We start from the raw sequence: 12,077 nt of genomic DNA, 5'->3' as shown, positions 1-12,077 counted from the left end.
TTTTATTTGTTAAAATCTAGCATTTACACCTAGAGTAAATGTTCTTTGTCTTGGGAATGCTGCATAATCTATACCAGAACCTGGGATAGCTGAAGCATTAATAGTACCTGTGTTTACAGAGATTTCAGGATCTAATCCACTATAATCAGTAATAATAAATAAGTTTTGTCCTGTAAGAGATATTCTTAATGAATCAAAGATTCCATCTTCGCTCACTGGCCAATTGTATCCTAAAGATGCTGATTGTAAACGTACAAAATCTCCAGCCTCTAAGAATCTAGATGATACTGCTACTGTTGCTGCAGGGTTTTCTGCAGGGTTGGTAGCTGCTTGTGTTACGTTTTTACCAATTAATAATCCAGCTCTTGTAAAGAATGCGTTATCAGTAGCATTATATACAGAGAATCCAAATTGTCCATTAAAATATGTTGATAAGTCAAATCTCTTGTAACGAGCATTTAATGATAAACCTGAAGTTATTTCAGGAATAGCAGATTCTCCTACAAACGTTTTATCTGAATCTGGATCACCTACACCATCACCGTTTACATCTCTATATGTTGGGTTTCCGTCTCCGTCAAATCCTGTAAATTCAGCAAGGAAGAAAGAACCTAATGGCTCTCCAGCCTGTAAACGCTGAGCAAAAGCACCTGTTAAACCGTTACCGTTAATAGGACCTAAGTCTATTACTAAGTCTGTATCTTGAACTTCGTTCTTGTTAAACGCTACATTGAAACTAGCAGAAAAACCGAAATCATCTGTATCGAAGAAATCATAATTTAAAGCTACTTCAACTCCTTGGTTTAATACAAGACCATCATCTAAGTTACCAAAAATAACTGGTTGCGTTGCTGGTGCAGCAGGAGGTCTTGATAAAAGTAAATCTCTTGTTTCTTTACGGTATACGTTAACAGTACCATTGAAACGATCGTTATTAAATCCGAAATCTACTCCAACATTAAAGTCAGTAGTTTCCTCCCACTTTAAATCTGGGTTTGGATCTCCTTGGAAGAATGTACCAGGAATACTGTTACCATTACCTATAATAGTAAAGTCATTAGCAATACCTGCTCCTGCAAGTCTTTCTACTTGAATAAAGTTTGCAAAAGATAAACCTTCTTGGTTACCAACAATACCTGCCCCTAAACGTAATTTAAGAGTTGAAAAAGCATCTCCAATGAAATCTTCTTCGTGTAATTGCCATGCAAATGCTCCTGAAGGGAAATATCCATAACGCTCATTTTCACCAAACGTAGTAGAACCATCCGCTCTAAATGTTCCAGTAAATAAATATTTGTCAGCAATCGTATAGTTTGCTCTTACAAAGAAAGACTGAAGTTCATCTGTATTGTCAAAATTTCCACCTGTATATGCAGAGAATAAACGATTTACGCTAGGAAGTGTTTGTCCAGTTGTAAATGGATTTTCAGTATCGTTAGGATTAAATGTACTTAAGAATGTTCCGTCAGCACCATATCCGAAAGTTTGAATACCTCCAGGAGTTACTCCTTGGATTAAACCAAATTGATTCTCTAATTGACCTAAAGTTCCATCTAAGTTAGAAGAATTAAAACCAGCTCCTTGAGCAAAGAATCCTGAACGAGCAAATTCTTGATAAGAATAACCTCCAACAACACTTAAGTTTGAATTTGAAAATTCTTTGTTATAAGATAATGTTGCTTCTAATAATGAATTTTCCTGATCAAAAGTATTGAAGTTACCACGACCTATACCAGATACACCGTTTAATCCAATAACATCAGATCCGAATGCAGAAGTAGTCGTTGTATTATTTTCATCATAACCTACAGTTACTTTTGCGTCAAGTTCTTCAGTTATGGCATATGTAGCAGATAAGTTTCCTAAAAATCTATTAGATCTAGATCTTCCTAAGAAGTTCTCTAAAAGACTTACAGGGTTTAATACGTTACCTCCTGGTGTAAAGTCAGGATCAATAGGAGCTGTTGGATTCTGAGTAATAGATGCTCCAATTAAATCTCCAGTAGAACCAGCACCTCCAGATACAGGAGCAAATTGATCATTTACTCTAGCGATACTAAATTGACCACTTAATGTCAATTTATCATCAAGAAATTTGTGAGTTATGTTTAAACGACCAGCAATACGCTCTTGATCTGTATTTTCAACAACACCAAATGTGTTTGCATATCCGAAAGAAGCTCTTAAGTTTCCTCCTTGATAACTTTTAGAGTAACTTAAATCTGTTCTTCTAGAGTATGCAGTACGTGTATAAAAATCTTGGAAGTCAGAATCAGATCCGAAGTCAAGTGCAACAGGATCGTTACCTACTTCTGCGATATTTTCTAAAAATGCGTCTCTACCTAATAAGTCATACTCATTTGCAGTATTAGCAACACTTACAGATGTGTTAATGTCCCATATACCTTTACTAGCTCCACGACCAGCTTTTGTTTGAATGATAATTACACCATTTGCTCCACGAGATCCGTAGATCGCTGTAGCTGATGCATCTTTAAGAATAGAAATACTTTCTATATCATTTGGGTTTAAGAAACTAAGTGGGTTTCTTGAAGCTCCTCCACCAATTCCAGCTACGTTTACAGCAGGTGCTGCACCAGAAGTTAATGGTACTCCGTCAACTACAAATAGAGGGTTGTTTCCAGAACGTATGGAATTGTTACCTCTAATGTTTACTACAATAGCAGCTCCAGGCTCTCCAGATGTTTCTGAAATTTGAACTCCGGCAGTTTTACCTTGAATTAATTGTTCAGGAGATTGAATAACCCCTTGGTTAAATTCTTCGGAAGTAACTGATGCAACAGATCCTGTAGCATCTTTAACTGTAGTTGTACCATATCCAATTAATACCACTTCATCAAGCGCGTTATCTAAAGATAATGTTGCGTTTACAGTGCTTCTTCCTCCTACAGCAATCTCTTGCGTAGAATATCCTACATAACTAAATACGAGTATAGCATCACTTGCTACATTATTGAGAGTGTAGTTACCGTCAAAGTCGGTAGTAGCACCATTTTGGGTGCCTTTTACAATTACGTTTGCACCCGGCAGAGGACCATTATCCTCTGTCACTGTTCCAGAAACTGTCTGGGCAGTTGAAATTCCCGCAAAGAGAACCGCGACAAACAGCAGCATACTTTTAAGTAATACTTTCTTCATAAGATTCTTGTTTAAAATTAGTTTGCTTAGTTTAAAAAATTAGCGTTTATATCACTTTATAAGCGCCTAATTTATGTAAAATTTACGTTAACGCAACAAAAATACATCGTTAAAGTTACGAAAACGTTTTCGTGTTTAAAAGGCTTTTTGTATTGTTTTCTGTGAAAATTTTAGTGTTTTTTTTGATGAGTTCTTAAAAAAGAATAGTCTATAATATCAAATTTGTAATGAGTTATAGATTTATATAATATCAACGATAAATTATAGTAACATAATTTTCGTTAAAATAAACTTGATGTTTTTAAAAAAATAAATGGAGCTTATCTTCAAAATGGCAACGTATATTTGTGTAAAAAGTATTTTTGAAGACTACGGTATTGCATAAAGATATTATTATAATAGGAGGAGGTGCTGCAGGTTTTTTTACAGCCATTAATATTGCTTCAAGAAAACCAGATGTTTCTATTCTAATTTTAGAAAGAGGTAAAGAAGTATTAACAAAAGTTCGTATTTCTGGAGGCGGTAGATGTAATGTAACCCATGCCGAATTTGTTCCAAAAGAATTGTCAAAAAATTATCCTCGTGGAGAAAAAGAACTTTTAGGGCCTTTTCATACATTTATGACAGGTGATACCATTGCATGGTTTGAAGAACGAGGAGTGTTACTTAAAATAGAAGAAGATGGTCGTATGTTTCCAATATCTGATTCTTCTACCACTATTATAGATTGCTTTTTAAAAGAAGCAAAAAAATATGATATTGAAATCTATAAGAACCATTCCGTTCAAAAGATAGAAAAAAATGATATTCATTGGCTTTTAGAAACTTCTCAACACCCTTTTACATGTGATACATTAATTGTAACTACAGGTAGTAATCCAAAAATGTGGAAGCAATTAGAAACATTAGGACACACAATAACACCAGCAGTACCTTCCCTATTTACGTTTAATAGTAAAGATAACCGTATAAAAGATTTAATGGGGCTTTCTTCAGAAGCCTCTGTTAAGATTTTAGGAACAAAATTACAATCAGAAGGGCCTTTACTTATTACGCACTGGGGATTGAGTGGTCCTGGTATTTTAAAACTTTCTGCTTGGGGTGCTAGAGAGCTGGCTGCGATGAATTATCAATTTACTATTAAAGTTAATTGGTTGTTATATGAATCGCAAGATGATGTGATGGCTCTATTAAAAGAGTATAAACAGTCATTAGCAAGACAATCTCCTTATACCTATACGCAATTTGATTTGCCTAAAAGACTTTGGCAAAGCTTACTTACAGCTTCAACTATTAAAGAAGGAGCAAAGTGGGCAGATCTTACAAAAAGTCAATTACAATCTTTGAGCAAAGAACTTACTGGTGGTATTTATGAAATAAAGGGGAAGAGTACATTTAAGGAAGAATTTGTGACGGCAGGTGGAGTCAACCTTAAAGAAGTTAATTTTAAAACTTTTGAAAGTAAAGTGCAAGATCATCTTTATTTAGCAGGAGAGGTCCTTAATATCGATGCCATTACAGGAGGATTTAATTTTCAAAATGCGTGGACAGGAGGGCATATGATAGCAGAAGCTATTACAAATAAGTAATGTGTGATATACACTTTAACCCGCATTATGCAATAGAAAATCTATTCCGTCTTGAAACTGCTGTAAAATATATCACTGCAATACGTTTTTAAGTTTAACCATAGCGATGCTATGCTAAAACTCAGAAAATGCCATATTTTATTGCTGTTTCAACCCTCATCATGAAGTTTTATTGAATAATGCGGGTTTAATGCCACTCTCCTTATTAGTCATGAACCTGCCTGCCTGCTGGTCTCACAAGTTCGCTTTCGCGAAAGCGTATAAAGAAAATAAGCCAATTATTTTATACTATTTAATTCAATCTCCAAATCTCAAAGTTGAGCACTGTCGCAAAAGAAACCCAACAAGCATAAGGAATTAGTAAATAAGCAGCGCGCTTGTCTACCACTTTAAACCATTTAATGGTAAATAGTATCAATACAAACAACATCACAATATTGATGAGTGCCCATGATGGTTTTTTCATTCCAAAAAATAAAATACTCCACATCGCATTTAAAATCAATTGAAAACCAAAATGGTATAAAGCAGTTTGCACCCATTTATGATAAAACCCTTTATTCCATACTAAGGCAACTGCAATTCCCATCATAATATATAGGACTGTCCAAACGGGACCAAAAATCCAATTAGGAGGATTAAAACTAGGTTTGTTAAGTGTGACATACCAATCTGTAATACTAGATTGTGTAGCTACGGCACCAATACCACCTATGGAGAGGCAGACTATTACCGAAATTAAAATTCTTATGAGGAGGCGTTTTTTCATTTGGTTATACCAATTTATGAAAAAACTCCTAAAGATTTCCATACAAATAATAGAAAGACAACAGTTATCTTTGCCAAAACCTATATATAGTATATGTCTGAAGATTCTTTTGTTTTAAATTCAAATATTCCTGTAGTGTCTGCAGGTTCGGTGTGTTGGCAATCTCCTAGTAATATCGCTTTAGTTAAATACTGGGGAAAACATGGAGAACAACTACCTCAAAACGCTAGTATAAGTTTTACGTTAAGTAATTGTCATACCATCACAACCTTGGCATATACTCCCAAAGAAACGGCTGGATTTGAATTTGAAGTATATTTAGATGGAACTAAAGAAGAAGGTTTTGAGCCAAAGATTGCTAGCTTTTTTAAACGCATAGAAAAATACGTCCCGTTTATAACGAGTTACAGTTTTAAGATTGAAACATCCAATTCGTTTCCACATAGTTCGGGAATTGCCTCTTCTGCATCTGGAATGAGTGCGTTGTCCCTATGTATTATGGATATAGAACGCCAACTTTCTCCTGAAATGACAGAAAGCTATTTTATGCAAAAAGCTTCCTTTTTATCTCGGTTAGGTTCAGGAAGTGCTTGTCGAAGTTTAGAGGGGCCACTCATCGTTTGGGGAGCGCATCAAGATATTGCAAATAGTAGTGATCTATACGGTACAGAATACCCTTATGAAGTACATGCTAATTTTCAAGATTATCAAGACACGATCTTATTGGTAGATAAAGGAGAGAAACAAGTAAGTAGCACTGTAGGACATGGGTTGATGTATGGGCATGCTTTCGCGAAAGCGAGATTTAATCAGGCATACGACAATTTAGTTCAGTTAAAAACAGTATTGCAATCTGGAGATTTGGATGCCTTTATTGCTATTGTAGAAAGTGAAGCGCTCACATTACATGCCATGATGATGACGAGCCATCCTTACTTTATATTAATGAAACCTAATACACTAGAAATCATAAATCGCATCTGGGCATATAGAGAAAAAACAGACTCAAAAGTATGTTTTACACTAGATGCAGGAGCAAATGTACATGTGTTATATCCTCAAAAAGAAACTGAAGAAATACACCTTTTTATAGAAAACGAATTGTCAAAATTTTGCCAAAACAGCCACTATATTAATGATTGCGTGGGAAATGGAGCAAAAAAATTGTAAATTTGTATATACTAAGTTAACCTACAACTATGAAAGGCCCCTTATTTTATTCTAAAATTCTTCTTTTTGGAGAATATGGAATCATTAAAGATTCAAAAGGACTCTCAATTCCTTATAACTTTTACAACGGAGCACTTAAATGTGATGGTAACACATCAGAAGAAGCGCTAGATTCCAATGAGAAGTTAACTCAATTTGCGACACACTTATCAACATTATCACAGTCTGAAGATGTACTTGTTCAGTTTGATATTGAACGTTTGTCTCAAGATTTAGCCAAAGGAATGTATTTTGATTCTAGTATTCCACAAGGATACGGTGTGGGAAGTAGTGGTGCTTTAGTAGCCGCTATTTATGATAAATACGCTACTGAAAAAATTACAGTATTAGAAAACCTAACGAGAGAAAAACTTTTAAAGTTGAAAGCAGTTTTTGGAGCGATGGAATCTTTCTTCCATGGAAAATCTTCAGGATTAGATCCTTTAAATAGTTACTTAAGCTTGCCTATTCTTATCAATAGTAAAGATAATATTGAACCTGCTGGTATTCCTTCACAAGAACAAGAAGGAAAAGGAGCTGTGTTTTTATTAGATAGTGGTATTGTAGGAGAAACAGCTCCTATGGTAAATATCTTTATGGAAAACATGAAGCAAGAAGGTTTCCGTAACATGCTTAAAGATCAGTTTGTAAAACATACAGATGCTTGTGTAGATGATTTCTTAAAAGGAGATGTGAAATCGCTTTTTGGAAATGTAAAGCAACTGTCTAAAGTGGTTTTAAGTAACTTCAAACCAATGATACCAAAAGCATTTCATACGCTTTGGAAACAAGGTATAGAAAGTAATGATTACTATCTAAAACTTTGTGGTTCTGGTGGTGGTGGCTATATTTTAGGGTTTACCCAAGATATAGATAAAGCACGTAAAGCATTACATGCACACAAACTAGAAGTTGTCTATAATTTTTAACAGTACCCTTTACAAGGATTTTTTATATGCTTTCGCGAAAAAATAAACGAACACTTCTTAAGATGTTTAGTTTGTTTTCTGTCGTGAGAGGTTATAATATTTTGGTGATTGTACTTGCCCAATATCTTGCGTCTATATTTATACTATCCTCAGGTAGAACATTACGAGAAGTTGTTTTTGATTTAAATCTTTTTATGCTTGTTATTGCTTCTGCGGCAACCATTGCTGGAGGCTATATTATTAATAATTTTTACGATTCAGAAAAAGATTTCATTAATAGACCACGTAAAACAATGTTAGATCGATTGGTAAGTCAGAATACCAAACTCTCTTTTTATTTTGTACTCAATTTTCTAGCTGTCATTGCAGCGAGCTATGTGTCATTTAGAGCAGTAGTATTTTTTGCGATTTATATTTTTGGAATCTGGTTGTATTCTCATAAGTTAAAGAAGAGGCCTTTTATAGGGAACCTTACGGCAGCTATACTTGCCATTACTCCTTTCTTTGCTACCTTTTTGTATTACAAAAACCTCGATACTGTCATTTTTGTACATGCTAGTTTTTTGTTTTTGGTGATTGCAATGCGCGAACTCACAAAAGATTTAGAAAATTTAAAGGGAGATTTGACACAAGGGTATCGAACAATTCCTATTGTGTTTGGAGAAAAAACATCCAAATGGATGCTAACGGCACTTGCAGGTTTTACAGTGATACCCGTTTACTTTTTAATCAATCACTTTGAAGTAGGGTATATGGATTTTTACTTTTATGCAAGTGTGATTGCATTACTTCTTTTTTTAGGAGCCTTATGGAAATCACAAGCAAAACTTCATTATTTATTATTACATAATATTTTAAAGTTTATTATTGTAGCAGGTGTTTTTTGTATCGTCCTTATCAAACCTAATGAATGGTTACGATTTATTACTTAATCGTATACTGCAGATTTAAGAAGGTCTTTTCTCGCTTAAATACTTCCAGTATCTTTTTGGGACATGCTGTAGGTGTAATCTCATGTTTTTTCTTGATGCAATATTGGTACTCTTAAAATAGTTTTGCCATAATGCTTCGTATTGTAGTTCTTCTTCTGTAAAGTAAATTGTGGCTTTTGATGGTGTATTAATATCAGATGCGAGGGCTAGTTCAATAGTTTCTACTGTGTAGAGGTCATAATAGATACCGTACTTTCGGTTGAGATCGTAAATCAACCATTTTTGATCTGCATATCGCTTTTTAAAATGAGTTGAGATTAAGGGTAAGACATTAAAATCTGGTGCTACTGTGGCAAAATAGATACCGTCCTTTGTTTCGCGAAAGCGTACAAAAGCATCCATACGATGTTTTTCTCGCCCTACCATTTTAACTGTTTTTCGTATCTGAACTACGTCAAAATCAGTATAGTCTTCTATAGATGTTTGATGTTTAAAAAGTTTTATAATATAAGAGAGTAGTGTATTTTCAATGCCTTCTTTCTCACTTAAAAAAGCTCGGTAGATAGCTGTTGTGGTTTTGGCCCCTCCAGTTTGTTTGAGGCCTTTCCAAACTCGTTCTGCCTTTATAGGATCTGTAATGATAGTTTCTTTCGTGTCAAAAATAGAGAGTGCATTATGATGATTAGGAACAATAGATAACGATGCAGGTTTTTGCTCATAATACTCAAACACACAAGAGAGAAACCCTTCAAAAGTACTGTCATATCTGTAAATAGCCATGGTGATATTGGTATTATATAACAAGAGGCGTTTGTGTGTCAAATAAGTTAAGTTGGTTGCTATATGCTTTTCTAAACTTACTAGCACTCTCTTGCATGATTAGGCTTTTGAGTTGACCAGGTGTTCTGTCTTTTGTTTCAAAATCTTTAGAATCACAGGTAATAAAATATTTAGCTCTATTCATTGCGATACCTATATTTTTGAGATGTTCCCAATTGAGGTTTCGGTATTTTCGTGCGTGTATGATCTTATGTACAGATCGCATGCCTACACCAGGAATACGAGCGAGTACATGCTTACTGGCTTTATTAATATTTACAGGGAATTTATCAAGATTTCTAAGAGCCCAACTCAGTTTTGGATCTATATCTGCATCGAGATTGGGATGTTCTTTTGTGAGTAATTCTTTGACATCAAATCCATAAAACCGAAGTAACCAATCTGCTTGGTACAACCTATTTTCTCGTAACATAGGAACTTCTGTGCCGATAGAAGGCAAACGATCGTCATAACTTATAGGGATATACCCAGAGTAGTAGACGCGTTTCATGTGAAAGTTTTTATAAAAATGAGCACTTGTATACATGATTTGTGCATCGGTTTCGCCAGTGGCTCCGATAATCATTTGCGTGCTTTGACCAGCAGGGGCATATACGGGTGTGCTCTTAATGATTTTCTTTTCACTTTTATATTGAATGATTTCGTTTTTAACCTTTAGCATGGGTTTTATAAAGTCCTCTCTTTTTTTATCAGGAGCTAGTAGTTTGAGTCCAGATACGGTTGGGATTTCAATATTGACAGAGAGTCTATCTGCATATAGACCTGCTTCGCGCATTAGTTCATCACTAGCGCCTGGAATCGATTTGAGGTGTATATACCCATTAAAGTTTTCTTCTTCTCGCAACTTTTTTGCTACGGCAACAAGTCGTTCCATGGTATAATCAGGACTTTTAAAAATACCACTACTTAAAAACAGTCCTTCTATATAGTTTCTGCGGTAGAAATTAATCGTTAAATCAACAACCTCCTGAACTTTAAAAGCGGCTCTCTTGATATCATTACTTTTTCGAGTGACACAATAGGCACAGTCAAAAATGCAATGATTCGTCAATAGAATTTTTAATAAAGAAACACATCGTCCATCTTCGGTATAGCTATGACAAATACCCATGCCGCTACTATCTCCTAATCCTTTGTTTTTATTTGCACGTTTGCTTCCGCTAGAAGAACAGGAAACATCATACTTTGCTGCATCTGCAAGGATATTGAGTTTTTCTTTAATTCGATCAAAGTTCATGGAAAAGGATTTATTCCAAAAATATGGAATATTTCTACATTTCATGTATGTGCTATGAAATTTAACGTTTTTCGCGCAAGCGAATCCTAATAAAAACGACTGTCAATTTTGTATTTTTAGAAAAAAATTTGAATGACAATACCAGAGAATCATCTTAAAATTGCCATGGCACAAATTGCTCCTGTCTGGCTCAATAAACAAGCAACTTTAGAGAAAATTAAAAAATCCATTACTGAAGCCGCTCAAGAAGGAGCAGAGCTCATTGTATTTGGAGAAGGTGTACTACCTGGCTATCCGTATTGGTTAGCACTTACAGGTGGCGCCGAGTGGAATAAAGATGTGGTGAAAGAACTGCATGCACATTATGCTCGTAATTGTGTTGATATAGATGCAGGAGATTTAGAGGAAGTGTGTGCGCTTTCGCGAAAGCATAACATAGCCATTTACTTAGGTATTATTGAACGTCCACAAGATAGAGGTGGTCATAGTTTATATGCCTCATTGGTCTATATAAATCAAGAAGGGGAGATACAATCTGTACACCGTAAATTACAACCTACCTATGATGAACGCTTAACATGGGCGCCTGGTGATGGTCATGGATTGCAAGTACATCCTTTAAAACAATTTACCGTTGGCGGATTAAACTGTTGGGAAAACTGGATGCCGTTACCACGTGCAGCTTTATATGGGCAAGGTGAAAACTTACATATTGCCGTTTGGCCTGGAAGTGATTACAACACCAAAGACATCACCCGATTTATAGCAAGAGAGTCTCGTTCTTTTGTGGTGTCTGTATCCAGTAGAATGCTTAAGTCAGATTTTCCAAAAGACACACCTCACTATGATGAGTTGGTAAAGAATGCGCCAGAATTGCTGTCAAATGGAGGGTCTTGTATTGCTGGGCCTGATGGAGAATTTATCGTACATCCAGATATCACTACGGAAGGGAATATATACCACACTATTGATTTTAATCGAGTGTATGAAGAACGACAAAACTTTGATGCGGTAGGACATTACTCGCGTCCAGATGTCACACAATTAAGTGTGAATAGGGAACGTCAGAGTACGATTAAGTTGTCTCCCTCATCCTAGCCTTCTCCCAGGGGTAGAAGGAACTTTTTAGGGGTGTATAACATTAAAAATAGAGTAGTACTCTAAAATAGAGCAGTACTCTATTTTTAGTTTAAAGGAACATATTATTTACAATTAAAAGTTTCTCATCTCTTCTACACCTCCCTAACCCTCCTTTTTAGGAGGGAATACTCATACGCATATTCTGAAATTTCCCTTCTAGTAAAAAGGGATTAAGGGGTGTGTTATTTTGTCTAAATAACAGAAGAATAATAAAAGTAATTGTATCTAAAACTTAGAGACAATAAAATAACCTCCCTAACCATCTATTCGACA

General features: G+C 35.2%; 9 protein-coding genes. 5 read left to right on the top strand and 4 right to left on the bottom strand.

Annotation, left to right across the window (positions count from 1 at the left end; genetic code table 11):
* Positions 1–9: 9 nt before the first annotated feature.
* Complete coding sequence (locus Q1A01_RS13640; RefSeq protein ID WP_299681770.1) at positions 10–3,159, bottom strand: TonB-dependent receptor; 3,150 nt, start codon at positions 3,157–3,159, stop codon at positions 10–12.
* 362 nt (positions 3,160–3,521) lie between these two features.
* Here Q1A01_RS13640 and Q1A01_RS13635 point away from each other — a divergent pair, with 362 nt between their 5' ends.
* Positions 3,522–4,748, top strand: coding sequence for an NAD(P)/FAD-dependent oxidoreductase (locus tag Q1A01_RS13635; RefSeq protein ID WP_299681767.1), 1,227 nt, complete (start codon positions 3,522–3,524; stop codon positions 4,746–4,748).
* A gap of 292 nt (positions 4,749–5,040) precedes the next feature.
* Here Q1A01_RS13635 and Q1A01_RS13630 read toward each other — a convergent pair whose 3' ends face one another.
* Complete coding sequence (locus Q1A01_RS13630) at positions 5,041–5,517, bottom strand: TspO/MBR family protein (RefSeq protein WP_299681765.1); 477 nt, start codon at positions 5,515–5,517, stop codon at positions 5,041–5,043.
* A gap of 93 nt (positions 5,518–5,610) precedes the next feature.
* Between Q1A01_RS13630 and Q1A01_RS13625 the strand changes: the two genes are divergently transcribed.
* The 3 genes from Q1A01_RS13625 to Q1A01_RS13615 are packed head-to-tail and all read left to right on the top strand — an operon-like array spanning position 5,611 to position 8,587.
* Positions 5,611–6,687, top strand: coding sequence for a diphosphomevalonate decarboxylase (locus tag Q1A01_RS13625; RefSeq protein ID WP_299681762.1), 1,077 nt, complete (start codon positions 5,611–5,613; stop codon positions 6,685–6,687).
* A gap of 29 nt (positions 6,688–6,716) precedes the next feature.
* On the top strand, positions 6,717–7,655 hold the full coding sequence (locus tag Q1A01_RS13620; RefSeq protein ID WP_299681760.1) for a mevalonate kinase: 939 nt from the start codon (positions 6,717–6,719) through the stop codon (positions 7,653–7,655).
* Positions 7,656–7,681: 26 nt separating this feature from the next.
* Positions 7,682–8,587 carry a geranylgeranylglycerol-phosphate geranylgeranyltransferase gene (locus Q1A01_RS13615; RefSeq protein WP_299681757.1) on the top strand — a complete coding sequence of 302 codons (906 nt, stop codon included), beginning with the start codon at positions 7,682–7,684 and terminating at the stop codon, positions 8,585–8,587.
* Between the two features lie 15 nt (positions 8,588–8,602).
* On the opposite strand, the gene Q1A01_RS13610 is transcribed toward Q1A01_RS13615, so the two are convergent.
* A complete protein-coding gene (locus Q1A01_RS13610; protein ID WP_299681754.1) occupies positions 8,603–9,367 on the bottom strand; it encodes a TIGR03915 family putative DNA repair protein in 765 nt (254 codons plus the stop codon).
* A gap of 13 nt (positions 9,368–9,380) precedes the next feature.
* A complete protein-coding gene (locus Q1A01_RS13605) occupies positions 9,381–10,664 on the bottom strand; it encodes a putative DNA modification/repair radical SAM protein (RefSeq protein ID WP_299681751.1) in 1,284 nt (427 codons plus the stop codon).
* A 132-nt stretch (positions 10,665–10,796) separates the two neighbouring features.
* Here Q1A01_RS13605 and Q1A01_RS13600 point away from each other — a divergent pair, with 132 nt between their 5' ends.
* A complete protein-coding gene (locus Q1A01_RS13600; RefSeq protein ID WP_299681748.1) occupies positions 10,797–11,762 on the top strand; it encodes a carbon-nitrogen hydrolase family protein in 966 nt (321 codons plus the stop codon).
* The last annotated feature ends 315 nt before the right edge of the window (positions 11,763–12,077 follow it).

Source organism: uncultured Dokdonia sp. (assembly GCF_947492815.1).
Taxonomy (GTDB): Bacteria; Bacteroidota; Bacteroidia; order Flavobacteriales; family Flavobacteriaceae; genus Dokdonia.
Note: the sequence above shows the minus strand (reverse complement) of the source record. Positions and strands in the feature narration are given on the sequence as shown.